Raw genomic sequence first — 25,518 nt, 5'->3', positions numbered from 1 at the left:
AGCCGGCACGCCCATGACCAGCCAGCGCACGATGCACCGCCTGCTCACGCTCCACGCGTGGGCGGGCATCGTCACGGGCCTGCTGCTGTTCGTCGTGTGCTTCTCGGGCGCGGTGGTGGTGTTCAAGAACGAGATCGACCTCTGGGCCAATCCGTCGCTCGCCCAATTGCCGCGCGCGGCGCAGCCCGCGCCGCTCGACACGGTGCTCTCGCACCTGCGGGCCCGCTACCCGGAGGCCACGGCCGAGACGATCCAATTGCCGGACGCGGACCGCCCGGCGTACTTCGCGTTTCTGCGCACGCCCGGCGCGCCGGGGGCCCAGCGCACCAAGGTGGCCCTGCGCGCCGACACCGGCGCGGTGGTGGGCCCGGTGAACAGCCAGCTAGGCCAGACCCTGCGCATGCTGCACGTGTTCCTGTTCTTCGGGCCGCGCTGGATCGTCGGCTTCCTCGGCGTGGCGATGCTGGTGCTGATCGCGACCGGCATCGTCATCCACCGCAAGATCCTCGCGGAGCTGTTCACCCAGCGCTGGGGCCGCAGCCTGCGCGTGGTGACGTCGGACCTGCACAAGTCCGCGGGCATCTGGGGCCTGGGCTTCCATATCCTGATCGCTGGTACGGGCGCGTGGCTGGGACTGGCGCCGCTGTTCGAGCAGGGCTGGCGCTACATCGCCACCGGCCCTGCCCCGGCACGCGTGGCCATGGCGCCGGCACCGGCACCCGCCCGCGCGGCCCTGGTTCCAGCAGTTCCCATGCCGTCGCTGGACGCACTGCATGCCGCCGCCCGGCAGGCGCTGCCGGGCTTCGAGGCCACCACGCTGTCGCTGCGGCAATGGGGCACACCGGAGGGGCAGGTCCGCTTCACCGGCAACCTGCAGGGGCATCTGGCCAGCACCGCGCACGTGGATTTCGAGGGGGCCGGCGGCCGCATCCGGCAGGTGCACGATCCGCGCACCGCGGGGTTCTGGTCGATGGTGAACGCGCTCATGGAGCCGCTGCACTTCGGCGATTTCGGCGGGCTGCCGCTGAAATGCCTCTATTTCCTGCTGGGCCTCACGCCCGCGTTCCTGTCGATCACGGGCACGCTGATCTGGCTGGACGGCCGGCGCCAGCGCATGCCCGCCCCACCCCACGCGTGATGCTCCGGTTCTACCTCGCCCTGCACGCCACCGTGCCCGCCGCCCTGGCGGCGGCGCTGCTGCTGCACCTGCTGCCGCCCGCGGGCCTGGAGCCGCTCGCGCACCGCCCGCCCTGGGCGGACTGGACGCTGATCGGCGGGTGGATCCTGGCCTCGGCACTGCTGGCCGCGCTGGCGCGCGGCACGGCCCGGCTGTGGCGCACGGCACTCGCGGCGGCGGGGCTGCTGCTCGCGATCGCGGGAGCCACGGGCTGGGCGCTCGGCGCGCCGATGGGCCCGGCGGTGTTCGCCGGCCTGCTCGCGCTGGGCCTGGGCTGCGCCGGCGTGGCGATGGCCATCGGGCCCGGGCGGGTGCAGGCCGCGCGCCCCGCGCGGGCAGCGGCGCACGCACGGTCGGCGAACCATCCGCACCCGGGGGCGAGGTCTCGGCGCCGCCGCCTGCGCGCCGCGGCAGCCCACTGGCCCTTCTGGCTCGCGGGCACGCTCGCGCTGGAGTGCTTCCGCGTCGCCCATCTGGCGGCGCCCGGGCCGGCGCGGCCCGCGGGCATGCTGGGGCTCCTGCTGGCCTGCTTCGTCGTGCTGCCGGCGGCCACTGTCCGCTCCTGGCTGCCGCGCACCGGCGCGGCGCTGTGGATGCTGGCGGCGCTGTGCTACGCCGCGCTCGCGGCGCGGGCCGGGCTGGCGCACTGGTGGGTGGCCGCGGCCCTGTGCGCGCTGGCCGCCGTGCATGCGCTGCACGCGGCGCGGCAGCGCGGGCAGCCCGATGCCCATGCCCTGGAGGGCGCCGGATGAATGCATGGCTGACCGGCTGCGCCATGCTGGCCTCGCTGGCAGGCCTCCATGCCTGGGCCCGCGCCGTGCCGACGCGGGCCTGGGGCGACGGCGCGGCCAGCGCCACGACGCGGCGCGGCACCGTGGTGATGCTGGTGCTCACGCTGGCACTGCAGGTCGCGGCCACCGTGGCGGCGTTCGGCCCCGCGGCGGCCACGGCTCTCGTTCCGGCATCGTGGATGGTGACGGGCTGGGGCTTCACGCTCGCCATGAACCAGTGGCCGCACGGCAGCCGGCGCTGGGCGGGCCGGTTGGGCATGGCGGGTGTCGCGGGTTGCGCCCTGGGGCTCGCCGCGAAGGTGCTGCAGGGCTGAGCACGCCGGCGCCGTGCGGCCGTTCCGGCGGATTCCACGCCGTGGCACACTGTGCCACCCGCGGGACCGGCCTGCGGGAACGCCCTGGAGAGGCCCCCGATGACGCCAGCCCGGAAGTATTCAGCGACCCTGCGCATCCTGCACTGGGTGATGTTCGTGCTCGTCGCGCTCGCCTACGCCACGATCAATCTGCGGCAGGCGTTCGAACGCGGCAGCGATGCGCGGCTGCTGATGGTGGAGTCGCATTTCCTGCTCGGCATGCTGGTGCTGCTGCTCGTGGCGCCGCGGCTGGTCGCGCGCTGGCGATCGCCGCAGCCGCCGATCGCGCCACCGCTGCCGGCGCTGCTGCGCATCGGCGCGCACCTGGGGCATGCGCTGCTCTATGCGTTTCTCGTGGCGCAGCCGCTGCTGGGCATGGCCTGCCGCCTCGTGGGTGGCCGCGGCATCGGCCTGCCGTTCACGTCCGCCGCCATCCCCTGGCCCGCCGCCTGGGTCGACAAGGAACTCTCCCGCACCCTGGAGGCCGCGCACGAATGGCTCGGCACCGCCTTCTACTGGGTGATCGGCCTGCACATCGCCGCCGCGCTCTGGCACGCCTTGGTGCGCCGCGACAACGCACTGCGGCGGATGGGGTGATCCGGACTATTCGTCCTCGCTGCTTTCCAGCATCTTGCGCAGCAGGAAATCCAGCGCCAGCCGTTCCGCGGGATTGAGCTTGCCATAGGTGCTCTGGGTGATCCTGCGCGCGAACGGCTGCATGGTGCGCACGAGGTCGCGGCCCTCGTCGGTGAGTTCGATCACCACCTTGCGCCGGTCCACGCGGTCGTGGTCCACGCTGATCAGGCCGCGCTGCTTCAGCCGGTCCACCACGCCGCGGATCGTGGCCTGGTCGATGACGGTGGCCTTCACCACCTCGGCCAGGGAACTGCTGCCCTGGTCATGGAGGGAGCACAGCACCACGAACTGGGCGGCCGTCAGCTGGGAGTCCGGGATGTACTGCTGGAACAGCGCCGTGTGCCGCTGATAGACGCGGCGCAGCAGGTGCCCCACCTGTTCGGAGAACACATATTCCTCATCCTCGGTCGCGGTCTTGTCTGGCATGCGCGAATTGTAGGTAGCGCGCGCTGCAAGCCTTAATGGGCGGCACCGGTCCTGAACAGCGAGACGGAGTGGTCGAGCCTGCGGCTCTGGTCCGCCAGGGAAGCCGCGGCGGCAGCCGCCTGTTCCACCATGGCGGAGTTCTGCCGGACGGCATCGTCGATCCGCCCGATGACGCCGTTGATGCGCGTGATCTCCTCGTGCTGGCTTTGGGAGGCCTGGGACATCTCGCCCACGGTGGCCAGCACCTGGGAGGCGAGGCGCACGATCTCGTCGATGCTGCCGCCCGCGGCCTGGGCCAGCCGCTCCCCGCTGGCGACATGGCCCCGGGAGACGTCCAGCAACTGGCTGATCTGCCGGACCGCTTCCGAGCTGCGCTGGGCGAGGCTGCGCACTTCGGCGGCCACCACCGCGAACCCGCGGCCGTGGGTGCCCGCGCGCGCCGCCTCGACGGCCGCGTTGAGCGCGAGGATGTTGGTCTGGAAGGCGATGCCCTCGATCATCGAGGAGATGTCGGAAATGCCCGCGGTGCTGCGTGCAATGTCGCCCATGCCGTCGATCACCTGCCGCACCAGCTCGCGCCCCTGTTCGGCGGCGTCGCGGGACGAGGCGGCCAGCCGGTGCGTCCGGTCCGCATGGGTGGCATTGCGGTGCACCGCGTCGCTCAGGTCGTGCATGCGCCCCACCGCCTGCTCGATGGCGGAAGCGGTCTGTTCCGTGCGCGCCGCCAGGTCCATGTTGGCGTCGGAGATTTCGCTGGCCGCGCCATCGACCGTCCTCACGCCCTCGCGCAGGTCGCGCACCAGGCTGGCCAGGCTTTTCTGCATGACGTCCATGCTGGCGCCGAGGCGTGCCACCTCGTCGTCCGCGCCCGTGTCCGGCGCCGCCGGCCACGTGAGGTCGCCCGCGCCGATGCCGCGCGCGTGTGCCAGCAGGCGGCCCACGGGTCGTCGGATGCGCCGCCGGGCCATCTCCAGGGCGGCGCCGAGGGCCAGCGACACCACGCAGATCGCGATGGCGGCGGGGGGCACGGCATCCCGGGCGCCGAGCCACTGCGCCGCGGCCAGGCAGACCACCACGGCATTGGCCGCCTGGGCGAGCGCCAATCGCGACGCGAGGGTGGGCGCCGCCACGAGGCGCAGCAGTCCGCCGATGCCGCGCAGGGCGAGCCGCCCTTCGCGCAGCGTGTGGAGCGCGACCGCCCCGCGCTGCCGGGCGGCGTTGAAGCGGCGCATCCGCGCCACTTCCTGCTCGCCGGCCCGGGTGCGCACGGTGGTATGGCCCACGTGCCGGCCGTCCTGCATCGTGCGCGTGATCGTGGCCTGCGCCCAGAAGCAGCTGCCGTCCTTGCAGCGGTGGCGCATCACGCCGGTCCAGGCACCGTGGGCCTTGACGGTGCGCCACAGGTCGGCGCTCAACTCGGGCGGCGTGTCGGGCGCGTACATCATGCTGGCGGGCTGCCCGAGCAGCTCCCCGGATTCGTAGCCGCTGCGCTCGGCGAAGGCCGCGTTCACGTACACCATGCGGCCCTCGATGTCGGTCCGCGTGATGAGGTATTCGTCCTCGCGCAGGGCTGCATCCGCCCCGCCGGCAGGTACCAGGGCCGACATCAGTCGAGCGCGCGGTTGCGCGATTCCACGTCCACCGCCCAGATCGACAGCGCGCCCCCCGCGAGCATGGCGGACAGCACGGCCAGGGCCAGCGTGAAGTGCGTGGCCATGATGGGCGCGATGATGGCCGGGGCGAACAGGCCGCCGAAGCGCGCGACGGCGCCCGCCATGCCCATGCCGCTGGCGCGCAGGTCGGTGGGATAGACCTCGGGGGTGAAGGCGTAGAGCGCGCCCCAGGTGCCCAGCAGCGAGAAGCTCATGAGCAGGGTGGAGCCGATCACCACGAACGGCGACGAGCCCAGGCTGTAGAGCATGCAGCCCACGGCACTCAGCAGCAGGAAGCCGATCAGCGTGGGCTTGCGACCCCAGCGCTCCACGCCGTAGGCCGAGAGCGCGAAGCCGGGCAATTGCACCAGGGCCAGAACCACCAGGAAGACCTGGCCGCGCATGAATGCGAAGCCTTCGCTGCTGAGCTTCACCGGCAGATAGACGAAGACGCCGTAGTAGGCGATGGAGATCAGTGCCCAGGCCAGGAACAGCGCCAGGCTGCGGCGGCGCAGCTCGGCCGAGAACAGCGCGAACAGCGACTTGCGCTCCTGCTTCTCGGGCTGCAGCGGCGGGATGGGGGTGGTGTTGCCGTTGACCTTGGCCACGCGCTCGAGCACCTGGCGCGCCTGCTCGGACTTGCCGCTGCGGTTGAGGTACATGGGGGATTCGGGAATGTAGAACCGCAGCACCACGCCCACGAGTGCCGGAATGCCGGTCACGAAGAAGATCACGCGCCAGGCGTCGTTGCCCCAGGAGACGGCCACCAGGGCCAGGATGGCCAGGAAGATGGTGCCCACGGCCCAGAACGACTCCAGCAGCACCAACCAGCGCCCGCGGCGGTCGCTGGGCAGGAACTCGGCCATCATGGTGTAGTCCACGGGCAGCGTGCCGCCCACGCCGATGCCGGTGATGAAGCGCAGCACCAGCAGCCAGGCGAATTCGGGCGCGAAGGCCGACGCCACGCCCGCGCAGGCATCGATGACCACCGCCATCATGAGCACCGGGCGGCGCCCGATGCGGTCGGCCAGGCGGCCGAAGACGAAGGCGCCGATCAGCATGCCGATGAAGAAGAAGGTGCCGGTCTGCAGCGCCTCGGGCACCGTCTTGCCGAAGGTCTTGGCGATGGACGGCGCGCTGAAGCCGATGGACAGCACCTGCATGGCGTCGGCCAGCCAGACCAGGCCGAAGATCACGAAGAGCCGGTACTGGAACCGGCCGACACCCGCTGTCTGGATGCCTTTTTCCACCGAAACGAATGAAGATGACATGGGAACTCCTGTGGTCGTCACCGCTAGCTGTTGATGTGCCCCTTCCGCCAGGTCGCGCCGCCGTGCCGGCACGCGCCATGACAGAAACCCCTGGCGCGATCGAACCCTCCGGCGCCACCCGAAGGGGCCGATCGCGAAAAACCTTCCTCCCGCTTTCCTCTTCTTGTCCGCGGCCCCGCGTACCGCGGCACGCGCTCACCGGGTCATGCGGTCATGGCGCGCCCGCGTGCGCCGTGGCACGCAGCCGGCGGACCGTGTCCGTGTCGTGCGGCCACGCTTTTTCCTCCGGTGCGAACCGGGCGCGCAGGTAGCCGAGCAGGTCGGTGATCTGCCGGTCGTCCAGGCTGTCGCCGAAGCCCGGCATGTAGCCCAGTGCGTCGTTGGCGGGTTGCTGTATGCCGTGGAGGATGACCTGGACCAGGTTGTCCGGCGTGGCGGCATGCAGGTTGGTGTTGAGCGCCAGCTGCGGCTTGGCGCCGAAGAGGGTCGGGCCGCTGCCGGCCTCGTGGCAGACGGCGCAGGCGTTCTGGTAGATGCGCTCGCCGTTGGCGTGGCGGTCCAGGGTGCGCGCGGGCACCGGCACCGCTGCGGCCGCCGCCGGTACGGCGACTGGCGCGGGCTCCGGGGCCGGGGCGGCCTGCGGCGCCCGGCCGGGCAGCTCCAGCAGGTAGGTGGCGATGGCGCGCACATCGGTATCGGGCAGTTCGGCCAGACCGTGGATCACGGGAGCCATGGGGCCGGCGGCCACGCCGTGGCGCGCGGAGAACCCCGCGCGCAGGTACTGGTAGAGCGACTCGCGGCTCCAGGGCCGGGGGCCGTCGGCCAACCGGTCGAGGGCGGGTGCGCTCCAGCCCTCGGCCTCGCCGCCGCCGAGGTAATGGATGCCGCCCTTCTCGGCGCCCAGCGCGTTGCGCGGCGAGTGGCAGGCCGCGCAGTGGCCCGCGCCTTCCACCAGGTAGGCGCCCCGGTTCCATTCGGCGCTGCGGGCCGGATCGGCGCGGAAGGGCGTGGCATCGTGGAACAGCAGGTTCCAGCCGGCCATGGCCGGGCGCAGGCTGTAGGGAAAAGGCAGCCGCGTTTCGGGCGGCCGGGCCTGCACGGCAGGCCGGGACATCAGGTAGCCGTAGAGCGCCTGCAGGTCGCCGTCGCTGAGTTTGGCGAAGGCCGTGTACGGGAAGGCCGGATAGAGCTGTCGGCCGTCCTGGTGGATGCCCTGGCGCATGGCGCGCTCGAAGGCCGCGTAGGACCAGCGGCCGATGCCGGTTTCTTCGTCGGGCGTGATGTTGGTCGAGTAGATGGTGCCGAACGGCGTCTCCAGGCCCAGGCCGCCCGCGTTCGGGGCGCCACCCGGCGCGGTGTGGCAGACGACGCAGTCGCCGGCCGCCGCGACCAGGCGGCCGCGCTCGATGGCCTGCTGCGAGTAGAGCGATGCATCGGGCCCGTCGGTGAGCGGCAACGCCGGCTTCATCGGCCACGCCATGGCGGCCAGGCCCGCGATGCCCGCGGCACCGGCCGCAATCCAGCCCAGGCCGCGGCGCAGCGTGCTGCGCGGGGATTGTGCGCCCGCACCTGCCTCGCCGGCCAGCGCGAGGCGCAGCGGCTCGGTCTGGAAGGGCACTTCGCGCAGGCGCACACCCGTGGCATGGCGGATGGCATTGGCGATCGCGGCGGCGGCGGGCAGGGTGGCCACGCCGTCCAGGTCCAGCTGGCCATGGCGGACGACCGTGCCGTCGCCCGCAGCGTCGGCCGCGAGCGCACCGCGTAACGTCGGCGCATCGGTGGGGGCTGCGCCTGCAGGGCTGCGCCAGCCATCGAAGGCGGGCGGCGCGCCCAGCAGCCGGCGCGCGCCGGCCAGCCAGTGCGCGTCCTGCTCCACGATCTGCGTATGCACGCCGGCGCCCTGCGCTTCCCGCAGGTGCTGGCTGTCGTGGCCCGCGACCACGCGGGTGACTTCGATCTCGCCGGTCTGCGGATGCACGGCCACCTCGGCGACCCAGGCGCTCCAGACCACGCTGTCCCGCCCTTCGGGGTCGAGGGTCTGCATGCAGGCGGTCGCGAAGCCCCGGCCGTGCAGGCGGCCGTCGGATTCCCGTCCGGCGCCCGGCCACGGCGCGCTCCGCGCCACGCGCGTGGCCAGGTCGCGCGCCGGGCCTTCGGGCAGGTGCCGCAGGCGCCAGTCCAGCGGATCCTGCCCCTGCTCCAGGGCCTGTTCGTGCCACAGGCTTTCGCTGGCGAACACCTGGGCGGCATTGAGATCGTCCACCCCGGCCTGAGAGAGGCCGCGCGCAGGGCGTCCGCCCTGGACGGTGCCGGCGTCCTGCACGCTGGGCAGGGCCGCTGCGCGGGCCGCATCGGAATGGCTCAGCAAGCGTGCGCAACTGGGCCGCACGGCCCAGGGCAGAGGCGAGGAAAGAACAAAAGGGGCTGGCGCTTGCGCAGCACCTTCGGCCGGACGCAACGCGGTGCCGGCGACGGTGTCCATGGAGGGCAGAGCTGCTGGCTGCAGCGCCAGCGCGGACGGCTCGACGCCCGCCGCGCACGCCACGCTGACGGGCCGGGCCACGGCCCGGGACAGCAGCGCCGCGTCGGCCGCCGCGTCCATCAACGCCAGCGCGTGCGGCGCGGCGCCGTCCAGCACGAACAGGCGCACAGCCTGCACGGGCAGCTGCAGCAGCGCCGCGATTTCACCAGCGACCAGGGCCTGTATATCCGGTGCGCAGGCGGGCAGCCACAGGCTGGCATGGCCCTCCATGCACCAGGCGACGGCACGCGCGCCGGCAGGCGCATCGGTGCGGGGCGGTCGCCAGACGAACGCATCGCCCGCCGGGGCTTCGGGCAGCGGTGTGCTCGCACCGGCATCCATCCCGCGCCAGACCGGCGCCAGGGCCACCGCTGCCTGCTGCGCATGCACCGGTGCCATGGCGACCACGCCCAGGAAATTCCCGATGCGCACCGTGGCCACGACGCCGGCCATGGCGCGCGCATCGTCCAGCCGGGCATCGGCCAGTGCGTCGCCCTGGTAGCGCAGCCCGTCCCAGCCCATGCGGCCGGGCCGCACGGCCAGCCCGTGCAGCAGATCCGCGGGCGCGCCGGGAACCTCGGTCGCAAGAGGCGTGATGGAACGGTCCGGCAGGTTCATGGGCGCACTTCCGCTTCGGTCGGCAAGCCATCCGCGCCCGCGCCGCCCGCACGCAGTTGCGCGGCGCGCAGCGCGGCCTGCAGGATTTCCACATGCGTGCCGCAGCGGCAGAGGTTGTGGTGCAGTTCGTTGCGAACCTCCTGCTCCGACGGGTGCGGATTGCGGCGCAGCAGGGCCTCGACGGTCATGACCATGCCGTTCAGGCAATAGCCGCACTGGGCCGCCTGGCAGTCGATGAAGGCCTGCTGGGTGGGGCCAGGGCATGCGCGCGAGCCGAGCCCTTCGAGCGTGGTCACCTCGCGGCCCACGGCGGCCTGCACGGGGATCACGCAGGAGCGCGCGGCCACGCCGTCGATCAGCACCGTGCAGGCACCGCACTCGCCCAGCCCGCAGCCGTACTTCGGGCCATTCAGCTCCAGGTCATTGCGCAGCACGTGCAGCAGTGCCGTGCCGGGTGCGGCGGGCACGTCGCAGGCGCGGCCGTTGACCCGCAGCCGGAGGCCGGGGGCCGGGCTGCTGGATTGGAGGGGATTTCCCATGGGATGCGTTGTCGGCTGCGGCAGGGAAGTATCAGGCCGCGGCGGCGACCTTCGGTTCCACCAGGGGGATACTGAACACGTCGTAGCCGAAGCACCAGGACGGGTCTTCGTTCGTGCGCAGCCAGGTGTTGTCGTGCGAGATGCGCTGCACCTTGCTCGCGCGCTCGGCGCGGTTGGCCTCGTACAGCGCGAAGGCGAGTTCGTGGTTGTGCGCGCCGACCTCCTTCAGGCAGCGCGCCAGCATGGCGCCGTCCTCGATGGCCATCGCGGCGCCCTGCGCCATGTGCGGCTTCATCGGGTGGCAGGCGTCGCCCAGCAGCACGAGGCGGCCGCGGCTCCACAGCGGCAGCGGGTCGCGCTCCAGCAGCGACCACTTGGTCACCTCCACCGTGGCGTCGATCAGCGCCTGCACCGTGGGGTGCCAGCCCGAGAAGGCCTCGCGCATCTCATCCTTGCTGCTCGGCAGCCAGCGGTCGTTCAGGTCCCAGTGCTCGACGGGCACGCCGGTCACGTAGTAGAGCTCGTCCTGTTTGCCGGTGACGAAGTAGGTCATCATGTGGCGGTCGTCGCTCCACCACTTCACGCAGGCGTCGAAAGGCAGCATGCCGGCCTGGACCTCGGGCGTGGGGAACACGGCGCGGTGGGCCAGGTAGCCCGCGTACTTGGGCAGCTCGGGGCCGAGCAGTTCCTCGCGGATGCGGGAGTTCACGCCGTCGGCACCGATGACGATGTCGGCCTCCTCGGTCGTGCCGTCGGCGAAATGCATGACCACCACGTGGCCGCGGTCCTCGACCTTCGTCAGGAACTTGCCGTAGGCCATCACGCTGCCCGGCAGCGCATCGATCAGCAGCGCGTGGAAATCGCCGCGGTGCACGGTCAGGTAGCTGGCGCCGTACTCCTTCACGGCGTAGTCGCCCAGCGGGATCTGCGCCAGCACGTCGCCGGTCTGCCAGTGGCGGCTGTACCAGTAGTCGGGGTGCGAGCCCTGGGCGTTGAGCGCATCCTCGATGCCGATGCGGCGCAGGATCTTCATCACGTTGGGCCCGACGTGGATGCCGGCCCCCAGGCGCGAAAAGCTGGGCGCCTGCTCATAGACGCGGACATCGAAGCCCTCCTGCAGCAGCAGCTTGGCGGCAGCGGCGCCGCCCAGGCCGGCGCCGACGACGGCGATACGGGGGGATTGGGACACGGTTTTTCTCCTAGCGGGAATGTGGGAAGTCGGACGGGCGGCCGCCGCTGCGGCAGGCTCTTTCCAGGGTGAAAAGCACTATCCATGCCATGCAAGAAATTCACCCAATTTAGGTGTATGCACTTGATTCATTGAGCAACATCAAGCGCACCACGGTGCAGAAGGATAAGTCGCTTCGTACAGTTTTTGGTGCGTTTCACGCACAACATAGGTGCAAACCCCGATGAAATTGCCGTTTGCCAGAAGGCACGGGTTTTGCAAAAATGAAGCGTACACACCCATCTGATCTTCATCAAACGCGCATCGCGCGAACAAGGCACGCCATGACCCAGACATACCGCATCGGCCAGATCGTCCCCAGCTCCAACACCACGATGGAGACCGAGGTGCCGGCCATGCTGCAGGCCCACTCCACGCTGCGCCCGCAGGACCGTTTCACCTTCCACTCCAGCCGCATGCGCATGAAGAAGGTCCAGAAGGAAGAGCTGGCCGCCATGGATGCCGAGAGCGACCGCTGCGCGCTGGAGCTCAGCGATGCGCGGGTGGACGTGCTGGGCTATGCCTGCCTCGTGGCCATCATGGCGATGGGCAAGGGCTACCACCGCGTGTCGCAGCAGCGCCTGACCGAACGCACGGCGAGCAACGGCGCCACGGCCCCGGTGATCACCAGCGCGGGCGCGCTGGTCGAGGCGCTGAAAGTGATGGGTGCGAAGAAGATCGCCCTGGTCGCGCCCTACATGGTTCCGCTCACCCAGCTGGTCATGGACTACATCGCCGCCGAGGGCTTCGAGATCGTGGACTGGCGCGCGCTGGAGATTCCCGACAACCTCGAGGTGGGCCGCCACGACCCCGCGAAGCTGCCCGGCATCGTCGCCGGCATGGATTACGCCGATGCCGACGTGATCGTGCTGTCGGCCTGCGTGCAGATGCCCTCGCTGCCGGCGGTGGCCCAGGTGGAGGCGGCCACGGGCAAGCCCGTGCTCACGGCCTCCATCGCCACCACCTATGCCATCCTCAAGGAACTGGGCCTGGACCCGGTGGTGCCGGGCGCGGGCGCGCTGCTGTCGGGCGCCTATCCGTACGACACGGCGGCCAAGGCCTGAGGAACATTCCATGAGCGACCACTCCAGCACCTTCCGCTACGGCGGCCACGTCCACGCCAACGGCATCCGCCAGCACTACCTGCGCTATGGCGGCGCCGAGGGCGAGCGCGCGGGGCGCGATGCCGTCATCCTGGTCCCCGGCATCACCAGCCCGGCCGTGACCTGGGGCTTCGTCGCCGAGCACCTGGGCCGCCGGTTCGACACCTACGTGCTGGACGTGCGCGGGCGCGGGCTGTCGTCTTCCGGCCCGGGCCTGGACTACGGCCTCGACGCCCAGGCTGCCGACGTGATCGCGCTGGCGCAGGCCCTGGGCCTGCAGCGCTGGGCCCTGGTCGGCCACTCCATGGGCGGGCGCATCGCCGTGCGCGCGGCCCGCGGCCAGCCGGCCGGGCTCACGCGCCTGGTCATCGTCGATCCGCCCGTCTCCGGCCCCGGCCGCCGCGCCTACCCGGCCGCCCTGCCCTGGTACGTGGATTCGATCCGCCAGGCCACGCAGGGCATGGATGCCGAGGCCATGCGCGCCTTCTGCCCCACCTGGACCGAAGAGCAGCGCCGACTGCGCGCGCAATGGCTGCACACCTGCTACGAGCCCGCGATCGTGCAGAGCTTCGAGGACTTCGGCCGCGACGACATCCACGCCGACCTGCCCCGCATTCCGCAGCCGCTGCTGCTCGTCACCGCCGAGCGCGGCGACGTGGTGCGCGACGCGGACGTGGCCGAGTGGCAGGGCCTCGCGCCCCAGACGCGGCACGTGCGCGTGCCCGGCGCCGGGCACATGATCCCGTGGGACAACGAGGCCGGTTTCTACGCAGCGCTCGGCGACTTCCTCGGGACCAAGGTCGACTGAATGCCCGCCTGTCGCACCCTCTCCGCCACCACACCGCCAAGGAGCCCCGCATGTCCGTCAGCGACAACGATCTGATCCACGCCTGGAAGCAGGTGCTCACGCTGTCCCGGCTCGAGCCCGGCCAGACGGTCACCGTGCTCACGGGCGCCGACACGCATCCGCAGACGCTGCGCTGCGCGATCGCGGCCTCCAGCGACCTGGGCGCGCGCGTCAACCGGCTGGACCTGCCGCCCGTCAACGCCGAGAAGTCGCTCAGCCGCGATTCGCTGGCCTACCTGGGCACCACGCCCCTGACCGGCAACCCGGCCGCCATCGCCGCGCTCAAGGCGAGCGACCTGGTGCTCGACCTCATGACCCTGCTGTTCTCCCCCGAGCAGCACGAGATCCTGCAGACCGGCACCAAGATCCTGCTGGCCGTGGAGCCGCCCGAGGTGCTGTGCCGCCTGGTGCCCACGGAGGCCGACCGCGCGCGCGTGCAGGCCGCATCGAAGCGCATCGAGGCGGCCAAGCAGATGCACATCACCTCCGCGGCCGGCACCGACCTGCGCTGCGCCTTGGGCGAGTTCCCCGCCATCTGCGAATACGGCTTCGTGGACGAGCCCGGCCGCTGGGACCACTGGCCCAGCGGCTTCGTGCTGACCTGGCCCGACGAGGGCCGGAGCCACGGCCGCGTGGTGCTGGACCGCGGCGACATCCTGCTGCCCATGAAGGACTACGTGACCGATCCCATCGAACTCACGATTGAGCAGGGCTACGTGACGCGCATCGGCGGCGGCCTGCAGGCCGAGATCCTCAAGGAGTACATGGCCTCCTACGAGGACCCGGAGGCCTACGCCGTCTCCCACGTCGGCTGGGGGCTGCAGCCGCGCGCCCACTGGTCGATGCTGGCGCACTACAACAAGGAGACCCACATCGGCATGGACGCGCGCGCCTTCGAGGGCAACTTCCTCTGGTCCATGGGCCCCAACAACGAGGCCGGCGGCAGCCGCACCACCGCCTGCCACATCGACATTCCGATGCGCCACTGCACGGTGGCGCTGGACGGCACGCCCGTGGTGATCGACGGCGTGGTGCAGGACGAAGCAGGACTGGCACGCGCTGCCAGAAAATCCCGGCAAGGCAAGGACATCGCATGACGAACCCCACCACCAGCGCCCAGAGCATCCCCGCCGGGGGCGTGCAGGGCGACATCTCCGCCTACGCCCGCCAGGGCTTCGGCACGCCGCTGCCGCTCAAGGCGCCCTTCGGCCTGCTCATCATCGACTTCGTGAACGGCTTCGCCGACCCGGCCGTGTTCGGCGGCGGCAACATTCCCGCGGCGATCGAGCGCACGCGCGGCCTGCTGGCCCATGCGCGCGAACGCGGCTGGCCCGTGGCGCACAGCCGCATCGTGTTCTCGGACGACGACGCGGACAGCAACATCTTCTGCCTGAAGGTGCCCGGCATGCTGACGCTGAAGGAAGACAGCCCGGCCAGCGCCATCGTGCCCGAGCTGGCCCCCGCCCCGGGCGAATACGTGGTGCGCAAGAGCACGCCCTCGGCCTTCTTCGGCACCATGCTCGCGCCCTGGCTGGCCCAGCGCGGCGTGCAGACGCTGCTGGTGGCCGGCTGCGTGACCAGCGGCTGCGTGCGCGCCAGCGTGGTCGATGCCATGCAGTCGGGCTTCCGTCCCCTGGTGGTGGCCGACTGCTGCGGCGACCGCGCCCTTGGCCCCCACGAGGCCAACCTGTTCGACATGGCGCAGAAGTACGCGGCCGTGATGCCCCTCGACCAGGCCCTGGCCGATACCGGCGCGCTCGCGCGTTGAGATAACGCCGCTCCATGAACCTGCCCCGGCCCCACGACCTGCACGCCCCGCTGCTGGACCGCCCCGACACCCTGCTCGTGGTGCGCCAGCCCGTGGCGCCCCCGAAGCCCGCGCCGGGGCAGCCCGGCTCGGGTACCGACTACGTGCAGGCCACGCCCGAAATCTTCGTGGCGGTGCTGGCCGACCCCGGTGCGGAAGCGGGCTGGCGCGCTCTGGCCTTCAATGGCCACGTGGACCTGGGCACGGGCATCCGCACCGCGCTGGCGCAGATCGTGGCCGAAGAACTGGAAGTGCCTTTGGCCCGGCTGGAGATGGTGCTGGGCCACACGGCCGCATCGCCCAACCAGGGGCCGACCATCGCCAGCGCGAGCATCCAGATTTCCGCGGTGCCGCTGCGCCGTGCGGCGGCCCAAGCGCGCGAGCAACTGCTGGCGCTCGCAGCCGCGCAATGGGGCGTGGATGCCGGGCGCCTGCAGGCGCGGGATGGCGTCGTTTACTTTGCCGACGGCGGCGATGCGCGCACGCTCCATTACGGACAACTATTGCAGAACCTGCAGGGACAGCGCCTGCACCTGCCGCTGGCGCCGCCCGAGCAGCCGGTGAAGCTCAAGCCCGCGAGCGAATACCGGCTGGTGGGCCGCGGCGCTGCGCGCGTGGACATTCCCGCCAAGGCCACCGGCGAGCTGAGCTTCGTGCACGACGTGCGCGTACCCGGCATGCGCCATGGCCGCGTCGTGCGCCCGCCGCACCCCGGCCGCGACGGCGGCGATTTCATCGGCCATTGCCTCGTCGCCGTGGACCATGCCTCCGTCGCGCATCTGCCCGGCAACGTGCAGGTGGTCACCGAGGGCGACTTCGTCGGCGTGGTCGCCGACCGCGAAGAACAGGCCATCGCCGCCCTGCGCGCACTGCGCGTGCAATGGCGGCCCGTGCCGCCCGCGCCCGACCTGCGCGACGTGGCCGGCGCGATCCGTGCGAACCCGGCGCAGCGCCGCGCGCTGGTGGACGAGGGCGACGTGGACGCCGCCTTCGCGGACCCGCGCACCGCCACGGTGCTGGAGCGCAGCTACGTCTGGCCCTACCAGATGCACGCCTCCATCGGCCCCTCCTGCGCCGTCGCCGACTTCCAGGGCGGGCGGCTCACCGTGTGGTCCGGCACGCAGAACCCGCACATGCTGCGCACCGACCTGGACCGGCTGCTGCGGCTGGGCGAGGACCGCATCGACATCGTGCGCCTGGAGGCCGCGGGCTGCTATGGCCGCAACTGCGCCGACGATGTCTGCGCGGATGCCGCCCTGCTGTCCATGGCCGTGGGCGCGCCGGTGCGCGTGCAGCTCACGCGAGAGCAGGAGCACCAGTGGGAGCCCAAGGGCACGGGCCAGCTCATGGACGTGCGCGCGGCCATCGGCCAGGGCGGAGAACTGCTGGCCTGCGACTTCGCCGTGCGCTACCCCTCCAACGACGCGCCCCTGCTGGCCCTGCTGCTCACCGGCCGCGTGCCGGGCCAGCCGCGCACGCTGGAGATGGGCGACCGCACCGCCGTGCCGCCCTACCGCTATGCGAGCCGCCGCATCGCCTGCCACGACATGGCACCGCTGGTGCGCTCCTCGTGGCTGCGCGGCGTGTCGGCCCTGCCCAATTCCTTCGCCCACGACTGCATGATCGACGAGCTGGCCCAGGCGGCCGGCGCCGATCCGGTGGAATACCGCATCCGCCACCTGGACGACCCGCGCGCCATCGAGCTGATCGTCGCCACGGCCCGCCATGCGGGCTGGCGGCGCGGGCAGCCGGGCAGCCGGGGCCGGCCCGGCGCCCAGGGTCTGCTGCGCGGGCGCGGCGTGGCCTATGCGCGCTACGTGCACAGCCGGTTTCCCGGCTTCGGCGCGGCCTGGGCCGCCTGGGTCGTGGACATCGAGGTCGATCCGGCGAGCGGCCGCATCGCCGTGCGGCGCATCGTCGTCGGCCAGGACACGGGCATGATGGTCAACCCCGACGGCGTGCGCCACCAGATCCACGGCAACGTCATCCAGACCCTGAGCCGCAGCCTGCTGGAACGCGTCGCCTTCGACGAGCGGGGCGTGGCCAGCCGCGAATGGGGCGGCTATCCCATCATCGGCTTCCGCGACGTGCCGCCGATCGAAGTGGTGCTCATGCCGCGGCAGGACGAGCCGCCCATGGGCGCCGGCGAATCCGCCTCGGTGCCGGGCCCTGCCGCGCTGGCCAATGCGCTGTTCGACGCCACGGGGCGGCGCTTCTACCGGGCGCCGTTCACCCCGGACGCCGTGCGGTCCGCACTCGGCAGTGCCTGACATGGAGGCGACGGACCTGGACAGCCTCGTGCTGCGCACGGCGAACGGCTGGCTGCAGGCCGGCGGGCGCGCGTGGCTGGTGACCGTCGCACGCACCTGGGGATCGTCCCCGCGGCCTCCCGGGTCGCTCATGGCGATGAATGCGCGCGGCGAGGTGGTGGGCTCCGTCTCGGGCGGCTGCATCGAAGACGATCTCGTGCGCCGCGTGCAGCGGCAGGCCACCGCGCAGGCGCAGGCCGAGGGCGCCACGGCGCTCCCCGATGTCCTGCGCTACGGCATCTCGGCCGACGAGGCCCACCGCTTCGGCCTGCCCTGCGGCGGCACCGTGGAACTGGTGATGGAGCCGCTGCACGGACGCAGCCGGCTGCAGGAACTGCTGGACGGCTGTGCGCAGCGGCGCTGCGTGGAGCGCGCGCTGCACCTGGCCAGCGGCGAAGTGCTGCTGCGCGATGTCGCGCACGGCGCGGCGCCGCTGCTGGACGCGGAGCGCTTCGTGACACGCTTCGCGCCGGTCGCGCGCCTGGTCGTCATCGGCGCGGGCGACACCGCGTATTACGCGTGCCAGATGGCGGTGAACGTCGGCTTCGACATCGTGCTGTGCGACCCGCGCCTGGAGCAGGCCCCGGCGTGGGCGCGGGGCCGCATCGCCTTCACGCGCGACATGCCCGACGACGTGGTCCTGGCGCTGCGGGACGACGACCGCACGGCCGTGCTCGCCCTGAGCCACGACCCCAAGCTGGACGACCTGGCGCTGATCGAGGCCCTGCGTTCCCGGGCCTTCTACGTCGGCGCCATCGGCTCGCGCAACAACAGCGCGCGGCGGCGCGAGCGGCTGCAGGCGCACTTCGGGCTTCAGGACTCCGAACTGAAGCGCCTGCACGGCCCCGCGGGCCTGTTCATCGGCAGCCGGACGCCGGCCGAGATCGCCCTCTCGATGGTGGCCGAGTTGGTGGCCGCGAAGAACGGCGTGCCTGCGGGCGCGTGATTTCCGGCGCTGCCCCTGTACTACCCCCGGCACTCCACGGCAGTGGATCGCGGCACCGGCCTACATCGGCACCTTCCCGTTCTTATTGACAACATATTGTCAATGTAGAAATATGCTGCGCATGTCCGATCCCCACATGGATGTCCGTGAACTGGCGCTGGCGATCTTCGCGGCGAACGGCCGCCTGCTGAATGCGGGCAACGAACTCGTGGCCCACCTGGGCCTGACCAGCGCCTGGTGGCAGGTGCTTGCCGCCCTGCGGTATTCGGCGGGTCCGCTGGCCGTCGCATCCATCGCGCGCAACATGGGGCTGACCCGCCAGGCGGTGCAACGCATCGTCGATCTGCTGGCTGGGCAGGGGCTGGTCGAGTTCCAGCCCAATCCCCATCACCGCCGCGCAAAGCTCGTCGTGCTGACGCGCGCCGGCCTGGATGCCGTGACCCGCGCCGAGCGCGCCGTGGCGCCGATCGATCAGGCCATCGCCGAGCGGATCGGCACGGCCCGCATCCGTGGCGCCATCGCCACCCTCCACGCGATGGTGGAGGTGATCTCGGAGCAGCTCGGCTAGCCGGTGCCACACCCGTTTTCCCACTTGGAAGGAACCCTTGACATGATCCTGGTTTGTGGAGCCACCGGCGGCATCGGCGGTGAATTGTGCAAGCTGCTGAAGGCGGCAGGAGCGCCTTTTCGCGCCATGGCGCGCAGGCAGGAACAGGTGGACAGGTTCAGGCAACAGGGCATGGATGCCGTGCTCGGCGACTTCGACAGGCCCGAGACGCTCGCAGCGGCCATGCAGGGCTGCGACACGATGTTCCTCATCACGCCGCCCAACCCCGACCAGTTCACCCAGGAAACGGGCGCCATCGACGCCGCGAAGCGCGCGGGCGTGGGCCGGGTCGTGAAGATTTCCGCCTCCGATGGCAATGTGCGCACGCCGGTTCCGTGGGCACGCACCCACGCGCTCATCGACCACCACCTGCGCGCCGCGGGTATCGGCTGGACCCTCCTGAAGCCCACCGCCTTCATGCAGAACTTCCTGTGGTTCAAGAAGCCGATCGCCAAGGGCTTTCTGCCCCAGGTGACGGGCGACGGGTCGGTGTCATGGGTCGATACCCGTGACGTGGCCCGCGTCGCCGCCGCCGTTCTGACCCAGGAGGGCCACGCAGGGGCCACCTACTTCCTGACCGGGCCGGAAACGCTGGACACGCACGAGGCGGCGAAGCGGCTGTCGCACGTGACCGGACACCAGGTGCGCTACCTGAACCTGCCGACGTTCGTGTTCCGTGCCATGCTGCGGCTGACCGGCAACTCCGCCTGGATGGCCAGGGGCCTGGTCGTGCAGTTCGCGGACGTCGTGGCCGGCCACCACGACATCGATCCGACCTTCGAAATCGAGCGCCTCACCGGCCAGCCTGCGCGCCGGTTCGACGATTTCATTCGCGATCACCGCGATGCGTTTGCCCGGCATGGCTCGTAACCTTTCGAGCGGCAGCAGCATGATTTTCCCGACCAAGGTAGGCCTCGATGGTTGAAGCGCTCCGGACCATCGGGGACCATGGCATCGTCGGCGATCTCGAAACGGTGGCCCTGGTCGCACGCGACGGCGCGATCGACTACCTGTGCTGGCCCACGCTCGACAGTCCCACGGTCTTCGCGGATCTGCTCGATCCGGGCCGGGGCGGTGCCTTCGAGATCCAGCCCGACCTGGCAGCACCCCGCAACCTCCAGCTCTACGTGCCGGACACCAACGTCCTGGTGACCCACTGGATGGGCACGAACGGGAGCGCGGAGGTGGTCGACCTGATGCCGCAGCCCGAAGCCCGCCAGCGCACGGGCCACGGTGCGCGCGGTCTCATCCGGCGCCTGACGGTGACGAGCGGTACGGTGGCATTCACGGTGCGCTGCGCGCCGCGCTTCGATTACGCGCGCGAGATACCTGAGGTGGTCGCCATCGACGGCGGCGTGCGCTTCGGTGGCCGGGACGCGGCGCTCGACTTCTTCGCGTCCGCCCCGCTCGAAGTGGCGGAAGGCGGTGCCCAGGCCCGTTTCACCCTGTCCAGAGGCGAGAGTGCGTGGTTCTTCCTCTGCGCCCCCGGGATGCCCTGTCCGGACGAGGCAGCGATCCTGGCGCAGATCGAAGCCACCACGCACGCATGGCGTTCCTGGCATGCCCTCTCGACCTACACGGGGCGCTGGCGCGAACAGGTGCTGCGCTCGGCCCTGACGCTGAAGCTGCTGACGTCGGCCCGCCATGGCTCCATCGCGGCCGCGGCGACGTTCTCGCTGCCGGAAGCCGAGGGCTGGGAACGCAACTGGGACTACCGCGCCACCTGGATCCGCGATGCCTCGTTCACCGTCTATGCCTTCCTGCGGCTCGGCTTCACCGAGGAGGCCAACCGCTTCAACCACTGGGTGGGCGAAAGGGTCGTGGCAGCGGAGCGCGACCATCCGTTGCGGATCATGTATGCGCTCGATGGATCGGCCACGGCGCGGGAGCAGGAACTGCCGCATCTGGCGGGCTATGCGGACAGCCGGCCCGTCCGCATCGGCAACGCGGCGCAGGAGCAGATCCAGCTCGACATCTTCGGCGAGCTGCTCGACAGCGCCTACCTCTCCAACAAGTACGGGGACCCCATCCATTACCAGGGCTGGCAGCACGTCCGCGCCATCGTCGACCACGTGATCGAGCACTGGAACGAGCCGGACGCGGGCATCTGGGAGATGCGCTCGGCACCGCGCCACTTCCTGCATTCCCGGGTGATGTGCTGGGTTGCGCTCGACCGCGCCATCCGCCTGGCCAAGAAACGCTCCCTTCCCGCGCCGCTGGTCGCCTGGGCGCAGGCCCGCGATGAGATCGTCGCCGACATATGGACGAACTTCCGCCACCCCGAGCACGGCTATTTCGTGCAGGAACGCGGCGGCAAGGAACTCGACGCGGCACTGCTGATGATGCCGCTCGTGCGCTTCGTCTCTTCGACCGACCCCGTCTGGCTCCGGACGCTGGACGCCATCGGCGAGCAGCTGTGCGACGACGGGCTGGTCTATCGCTACAACGTCGATGACGGCCTGGGTGGCGAGGAGGGCGCGTTCACCACGTGCACGTTCTGGTACACGGAGTGCCTGGCCCGCGCCGGGCGTCTCGATGAGGCACGGATCCACATGGCCAAGGGCCTGGCCTATGCCAACCATCTGGGGCTGTTCGCCGAGGAGATCGACGTTCGCGGCCTGCCGCTCGGCAACTTTCCCCAGGCCCTCAGCCACCTTGCGTTCATCAGCGCTGCCTACTTCCTCGATCGCCGCCTCGATCCGGCCTATCGGCCGGTCTGGCAGCCTTAGAACGCATCAATCGACGCTGGCGCCGGACTCCCTCACTACCTTGCCCCACTTCACGCTCTCCTTCTGGATGAAGTCGGCGAACTGCGCGGGCGTCTCTCCGGCGGCCTCCGCCCCCTGCTCCGCGAGCTTCTTCCGGATGTCGGGTTGCGCGAGCACCTTCACGATGGTGGCATTGAGCTGCGCGACCACGGGCGCGGGCGTGGCGGCCGGCGCGAACATGCCGAACCACGAGGTGGCCTCGTAGCCGGGCACGCCGGCTTCGGCGATGGTCGGCACGTCGGGCAGTTCGGGCGAGCGCCTGGCGGTGGTGACGGCGATGGCGCGCAGCTTGCCCGAGCGCACGTGCTGGATGGCCGAGGGCATGTTGTCGAACATGATCGCGATCTGGTTGCCCAGCAGGTCCGTCACGGCCGGCGCGCTGCCCTTGTAGGGCACGTGCTGCATGTCCACCTTGGCCATGCTCTTGAACAACTCGCCCGACAGGTGGATGGAGCTGCCGCTGCCCGAGGAGCCGAAGTTGATCTTGCCCGGATTCGCCTTGGCATAGGCGATCAGCTCCTGCACCGTCTTGAAGGGCTGCGCGGGGTTGGCGACCAGCAGGTTGGGCACGTTGGCCACGCGCGTGAGGGGCGCGAAGTCCTTCACCGGGTCGAAGGGCATCTTCCTGTAGAGCGCCGCATTGATGGCGTGCGTGCCCACCGTGCCCATGAAGAGCGTGTAGCCGTCGGCCGGAGCGCGTGCCGCCACCTGGCCGCCGATGTTGCCGCCCGCGCCGGCGCGGTTGTCCACCACCACCGACTGGCCCAGCTCGGCACCCATGCCCTGGGCGATGATGCGCGCCAGGATGTCGGTGGTGCCGCCGGCCGCGAAGGGCACGATGATGGTGATGGGCTTGCCCGGGAACGCCTGGGCGGCGGCGAAGCCGGGCAGCAGGGCGCAGGCGGCAGCGGCGGCGAGCAGGCCGCGGCGGAAGGTCTGGTGGGCGATGGTCATGGTTCGTTTCCTCGGATCTCTTCGTTGTAAGGATGGGGATGCGGTGCGGTGGGTGCCGGGTGCGCTCACTCCTGCACGATGGACGACGGGTGGTTGGCCAGCGGCGTCACTTTGATCTCCATGTACGGGAACAGCGGCAGCCCGCTCAGGATCGTGTGCAGCTCGTCGTTGCCGGACACGTCGAAGATGCTCACGTTGGCGTATTCGCCGACGACGCGCCACAGGTGGCGCCACTTGCCGTCCCGCTGCAGCTGCTGCGAATACTCCTTTTCCTTGCGCTTGATCTCGTCGGCCACTTCGGGGGCGAGCGTGGACGGGATGCGGACGGTCATTTCGGCCATGAACAGCATGGGTTGCTCCTTGAGAAAAAGGGAAGAGGCGAAAACAAAAAGGGAGAAGCGATCAGAGGTCCGGCCAGACCAGCATGGTCACGGCGTAGATGGCGCCCACGAGCAGCATGGAAACCACCGTGTAGCCCATGATGTCTTTCAGCTTGAGCTTGGACAGCGCCAGCGCCGGCAGGATCCAGAACGGCTGCACGAGGTCGTTCCAGCCGTTGCCCAGCATCACCGACATGGCCGTCTGCGCCTGCGACGCGCCGAGGGTGGTGGCCGCGTTGATCATGAACGGGCCCTGCAGCACCCAGTGGCCGCCGCCCGAGGGCGCGAAGAAGTTGATCACGAAGGAACTGACGAGGCCCCAGAGCGGCAGCGTGGCCGCGGTGGAGATGTTCACGAACACGTGCGCGATCGATTCCACCAGCCCCGAGCCGTGCATGATCGCCATGATGCCGGCGTAGAACGGGAACTGCAGGATGATCCCGCCGATCGTCTTCACGCCCTCGTTGACCTTCTCCACGTACTTCATCGGCGTGCCCAGCAGCAGCACCCCGAGGAACAGGATGAAGAAGTTGATCATGTTCAGGTCGAGGTTGCCGCCGCGCACGAAGTGCATGACCACGTACGCCATGCCGCACAGGCCGATCAGCAGGCTCAGCATGCGGCTGTTGTTGAGGCGCCAGGCCAGCGTCTTCTCGTCGCCCAGCAGCCCCTCTGCGCTGGCGGCGGGCCTGGCCTCCGCCACGGTGGCCGGGTCCAGCTCGACCACCTTCTCGCCCTGCCTGGGATGCATGGCGGCATTGAGCAGCGGCAGCGCGACCAGCACGGCCAGGCTGGTGAGCAGGATGGGCGCGGAGAAGATCGTCTGCGTGAGCGGGATCAGGCCCATCGTGCCCTCGAAGGCATGGCCCTTGGTGGAGATGAGCACGGGGATCGTCGCCGAGAAGCCCAGGCTGTACATGGTGAAGCCCGTGTAGGCGGCCGCGATGATCAGCGGATAGTGCACGCCCTTCACCTTCAGCGCCAGCTTGCGCGCCATGATGCCGCCGATCACCAGGCCGAAGCCCCAGTTGAGGTAGCTGCCCACGCCGCCCACGAGGGTCGCGACGATGATGGCCTGGCGCGGCGTGCTCACGCGCGCGGCGATGCGGTCGAGGAAACGGTCCACGATGGGCGCGGCCGCCAGCACGTAGCCCATCACCAGGATCACGGCCATCTGCGTCGTGAAGGCCAGCAGGCTCCAGAAGCCCTTGCCCCAGTCCTGCACCACGGCATCGATCGGGCGGCTCTCCACGCCGAAGGCGAGCGCCATGGTCAGCAGCGTGAGCAGGATCGCGAAGACGAACGGATCGGGCAGGTAGCGCCGCATCAGTTCGGTGAAGAAAGCGGTGATTTTCGACATGGGGAGTTGTCTCTTTGGTGTTGTGTGGATTTCTGAGAAAACGAAGGTGGAGCTGGGGGACGAACGGCCGCCGTCAGACCCCGGCCACCCCTACCGTCATGCCTCCGCAGACGTACAAGACCTGCCCCGTGACGAAGCCGCTGCGCTCGTCGAGCAGGTACGACACCGCATGCGCCACGTCGTCGGGCGTGCCCACGCGCTTCACGGGCACCGCATCGATGATGGCCTGCGTGCGCGGCGCATCGGGCGGGTTCGCGCGGTCGAACAGCTCGGTGCGGATGGGGCCCGGTCCGATGGCGTTGGCCGTGATGCCGTGGCGGCCCAGCTCCAGCGCCCAGACACGCGTCATGCCGATCAGGCCGGCCTTGGTGGCCGAGTACGCGGTACGCAGCTCCTTGCCCAGCGCGGCGCGCGAGGACATGTTCACGATGCGCCCGAAGCCCGCCGCCTGCATGCCCGGCAGCAGTGCCTGCATGCACTGCAGGCTGCAGCGCAGGTTCAGCGCCACGGCCAGGTCGAACTGCTCCAGTGTCTGCTCGGCCGCTTCGGCCGGCACCACGATGCCCACGTTGTTGACCAGGCGCGTGATCGGGCCGCCGGCCAGCGCCTGCTGCAGCGCGCGCGCCGTTTCCGCGGGGTTGGACAGGTCCGCCTGGATGCCGCCGGGCACGTGGTCCACGCTGCGGTCGATGACGACCGGCTCGTAGCCGTCGGCGCGGCAGCGCTCGGCCGTGGCCGCACCGATGCCGGCACCGCCGCCGGTGATGAGGACGCGCTCGCGCGAGGAAGAAGCAGTGGAAGTCGTCATGGGGAATCCTTCAGGGGAATAGGGGGTGCCGCACGGCAGCGTCCGGCTCACAGGTGGCACTGCCCGTCGACGTACGCCTTGCGCCAGCGCGTGAGCACCACGCGCTCGAACAGGCCGGCGGCATGGAAAGGGTCGGATTCGATGAAGCGCTGGGCTTCCTCGCGCGAATCCAGCGCCACCACATAGAGGCCGCCGCCCAGGTCACGGCCGTCGTCGTCCAGCTTGGCGCCGCAGGCCAGCAGCAAGGCCTTGTGGCGGTCCAGGAACTCCAGGTGCGCGGCGCGCGTGGCCTGGCGCACGTGCTGGTGGCCGGGCTTGTCGAAGGTCTCGATGATGAAAGGCATGGCGTGTTCTTTCCGTGCGCGGCGGGCCGCACATGGCGACCGCCGGTGGCCCGGCGGCTGTGGATGCGGATCG

24 protein-coding genes are annotated in these 25,518 nt (G+C 70.7%); 13 read left to right on the top strand and 11 right to left on the bottom strand.

All coding sequences use genetic code 11. The features are described from left to right. The first annotated feature begins 13 nt into the window (after positions 1 to 13). The 4 genes from BLR99_RS03985 to BLR99_RS03970 all read left to right on the top strand — a co-directional run bounded on the left by BLR99_RS03985 (position 14) and on the right by BLR99_RS03970 (position 2,918). A complete protein-coding gene (locus tag BLR99_RS03985; RefSeq protein ID WP_017438775.1) occupies positions 14 to 1,138 on the top strand; it encodes a PepSY-associated TM helix domain-containing protein in 1,125 nt (374 codons plus the stop codon). Beyond that, positions 1,135 to 1,929, top strand: coding sequence for a hypothetical protein (locus BLR99_RS03980; RefSeq protein WP_138919908.1), 795 nt, complete (start codon positions 1,135 to 1,137; stop codon positions 1,927 to 1,929). The genes BLR99_RS03985 and BLR99_RS03980 overlap by 4 nt, the downstream gene beginning before the upstream one ends. Next, the gene (locus tag BLR99_RS03975; protein WP_011796950.1) at positions 1,926 to 2,282 is read left to right on the top strand and encodes a hypothetical protein; all 357 of its coding nucleotides are present in this window, start codon (positions 1,926 to 1,928) and stop codon (positions 2,280 to 2,282) included. The genes BLR99_RS03980 and BLR99_RS03975 overlap by 4 nt, the downstream gene beginning before the upstream one ends. A 99-nt stretch (positions 2,283 to 2,381) precedes the next feature. Further along, on the top strand, positions 2,382 to 2,918 hold the full coding sequence (locus BLR99_RS03970; protein WP_011796951.1) for a cytochrome b: 537 nt from the start codon (positions 2,382 to 2,384) through the stop codon (positions 2,916 to 2,918). 6 nt (positions 2,919 to 2,924) lie between these two features. Here BLR99_RS03970 and BLR99_RS03965 read toward each other — a convergent pair whose 3' ends face one another. The 6 genes from BLR99_RS03965 to BLR99_RS03940 all read right to left on the bottom strand — a co-directional run bounded on the left by BLR99_RS03965 (position 2,925) and on the right by BLR99_RS03940 (position 11,173). Continuing rightward, the gene (locus tag BLR99_RS03965) at positions 2,925 to 3,383 is read right to left on the bottom strand and encodes a MarR family winged helix-turn-helix transcriptional regulator (protein ID WP_011796952.1); all 459 of its coding nucleotides are present in this window, start codon (positions 3,381 to 3,383) and stop codon (positions 2,925 to 2,927) included. 32 nt (positions 3,384 to 3,415) lie between these two features. Beyond that, positions 3,416 to 4,990: a methyl-accepting chemotaxis protein gene (locus tag BLR99_RS03960; RefSeq protein ID WP_011796953.1), complete on the bottom strand. Its 1,575-nt coding sequence runs from the start codon at positions 4,988 to 4,990 to the stop codon at positions 3,416 to 3,418. After that, positions 4,990 to 6,306, bottom strand: coding sequence for an MFS transporter (locus BLR99_RS03955; protein WP_011796954.1), 1,317 nt, complete (start codon positions 6,304 to 6,306; stop codon positions 4,990 to 4,992). The genes BLR99_RS03960 and BLR99_RS03955 overlap by 1 nt, the downstream gene beginning before the upstream one ends. Before the next feature lie 211 nt (positions 6,307 to 6,517). Further along, a complete protein-coding gene (locus BLR99_RS03950) occupies positions 6,518 to 9,445 on the bottom strand; it encodes a c-type cytochrome (protein WP_011796955.1) in 2,928 nt (975 codons plus the stop codon). Continuing rightward, positions 9,442 to 9,984: a (2Fe-2S)-binding protein gene (locus BLR99_RS03945; RefSeq protein WP_011796956.1), complete on the bottom strand. Its 543-nt coding sequence runs from the start codon at positions 9,982 to 9,984 to the stop codon at positions 9,442 to 9,444. Before BLR99_RS03945 ends, BLR99_RS03950 begins: the two co-directional genes overlap by 4 nt. 31 nt (positions 9,985 to 10,015) lie before the next feature. Continuing rightward, positions 10,016 to 11,173 (bottom strand): FAD-dependent monooxygenase, encoded by a 1,158-nt coding sequence (locus BLR99_RS03940; RefSeq protein WP_011796957.1) that lies wholly within the window; start codon positions 11,171 to 11,173, stop codon positions 10,016 to 10,018. Positions 11,174 to 11,496: 323 nt separating this feature from the next. Between BLR99_RS03940 and BLR99_RS03935 the strand changes: the two genes are divergently transcribed. The 9 genes from BLR99_RS03935 (at position 11,497) to BLR99_RS03895 (ending at position 21,560) form a co-directional block, all read left to right on the top strand. Next, the gene (locus BLR99_RS03935; protein ID WP_017439066.1) at positions 11,497 to 12,276 is read left to right on the top strand and encodes a maleate cis-trans isomerase family protein; all 780 of its coding nucleotides are present in this window, start codon (positions 11,497 to 11,499) and stop codon (positions 12,274 to 12,276) included. A 10-nt stretch (positions 12,277 to 12,286) separates the two neighbouring features. Beyond that, positions 12,287 to 13,123: an alpha/beta fold hydrolase gene (locus BLR99_RS03930; RefSeq protein ID WP_011796959.1), complete on the top strand. Its 837-nt coding sequence runs from the start codon at positions 12,287 to 12,289 to the stop codon at positions 13,121 to 13,123. A gap of 50 nt (positions 13,124 to 13,173) precedes the next feature. Beyond that, on the top strand, positions 13,174 to 14,259 hold the full coding sequence (locus BLR99_RS03925) for a 2,5-dihydroxypyridine 5,6-dioxygenase NicX family protein (protein WP_011796960.1): 1,086 nt from the start codon (positions 13,174 to 13,176) through the stop codon (positions 14,257 to 14,259). Then, on the top strand, positions 14,256 to 14,930 hold the full coding sequence (locus BLR99_RS03920; RefSeq protein ID WP_011796961.1) for an N-carbamoylsarcosine amidohydrolase: 675 nt from the start codon (positions 14,256 to 14,258) through the stop codon (positions 14,928 to 14,930). The genes BLR99_RS03925 and BLR99_RS03920 overlap by 4 nt, the downstream gene beginning before the upstream one ends. 14 nt (positions 14,931 to 14,944) lie before the next feature. Continuing rightward, a complete protein-coding gene (locus BLR99_RS03915) occupies positions 14,945 to 17,239 on the top strand; it encodes a xanthine dehydrogenase family protein molybdopterin-binding subunit (RefSeq protein WP_011796962.1) in 2,295 nt (764 codons plus the stop codon). Position 17,240: 1 nt separating this feature from the next. Beyond that, a complete protein-coding gene (locus BLR99_RS03910) occupies positions 17,241 to 18,224 on the top strand; it encodes an XdhC family protein (protein ID WP_011796963.1) in 984 nt (327 codons plus the stop codon). Between the two features lie 121 nt (positions 18,225 to 18,345). Continuing rightward, positions 18,346 to 18,792, top strand: coding sequence for a MarR family winged helix-turn-helix transcriptional regulator (locus BLR99_RS03905; protein ID WP_041828177.1), 447 nt, complete (start codon positions 18,346 to 18,348; stop codon positions 18,790 to 18,792). Between the two features lie 42 nt (positions 18,793 to 18,834). Continuing rightward, on the top strand, positions 18,835 to 19,701 hold the full coding sequence (locus BLR99_RS03900; protein WP_011796965.1) for an SDR family oxidoreductase: 867 nt from the start codon (positions 18,835 to 18,837) through the stop codon (positions 19,699 to 19,701). Between the two features lie 47 nt (positions 19,702 to 19,748). Further along, complete coding sequence (locus BLR99_RS03895) at positions 19,749 to 21,560, top strand: glycoside hydrolase family 15 protein (protein ID WP_011796966.1); 1,812 nt, start codon at positions 19,749 to 19,751, stop codon at positions 21,558 to 21,560. Positions 21,561 to 21,566: 6 nt separating this feature from the next. Here BLR99_RS03895 and BLR99_RS03890 read toward each other — a convergent pair whose 3' ends face one another. The 5 genes from BLR99_RS03890 to BLR99_RS03870 all read right to left on the bottom strand — a co-directional run bounded on the left by BLR99_RS03890 (position 21,567) and on the right by BLR99_RS03870 (position 25,445). Then, complete coding sequence (locus BLR99_RS03890) at positions 21,567 to 22,553, bottom strand: tripartite tricarboxylate transporter substrate binding protein (RefSeq protein WP_011796967.1); 987 nt, start codon at positions 22,551 to 22,553, stop codon at positions 21,567 to 21,569. A 65-nt stretch (positions 22,554 to 22,618) separates the two neighbouring features. Continuing rightward, complete coding sequence (gene catC, locus BLR99_RS03885; RefSeq protein ID WP_011796968.1) at positions 22,619 to 22,903, bottom strand: muconolactone Delta-isomerase; 285 nt, start codon at positions 22,901 to 22,903, stop codon at positions 22,619 to 22,621. Positions 22,904 to 22,955: 52 nt separating this feature from the next. Further along, the gene (locus tag BLR99_RS03880; protein ID WP_011796969.1) at positions 22,956 to 24,293 is read right to left on the bottom strand and encodes a short-chain fatty acid transporter; all 1,338 of its coding nucleotides are present in this window, start codon (positions 24,291 to 24,293) and stop codon (positions 22,956 to 22,958) included. A 73-nt stretch (positions 24,294 to 24,366) separates the two neighbouring features. Continuing rightward, on the bottom strand, positions 24,367 to 25,101 hold the full coding sequence (locus tag BLR99_RS03875; protein ID WP_011796970.1) for an SDR family oxidoreductase: 735 nt from the start codon (positions 25,099 to 25,101) through the stop codon (positions 24,367 to 24,369). A 47-nt stretch (positions 25,102 to 25,148) separates the two neighbouring features. Further along, positions 25,149 to 25,445 (bottom strand): YciI family protein, encoded by a 297-nt coding sequence (locus BLR99_RS03870; RefSeq protein WP_011796971.1) that lies wholly within the window; start codon positions 25,443 to 25,445, stop codon positions 25,149 to 25,151. Between the last annotated feature and the right edge of the window lie 73 nt (positions 25,446 to 25,518).

Source organism: Paracidovorax citrulli, from assembly GCF_900100305.1.
Lineage (GTDB): Bacteria > Pseudomonadota > Gammaproteobacteria > Burkholderiales > Burkholderiaceae_C > Paracidovorax > Paracidovorax citrulli.
Note: the sequence above shows the minus strand (reverse complement) of the source record. Positions and strands in the feature narration are given on the sequence as shown.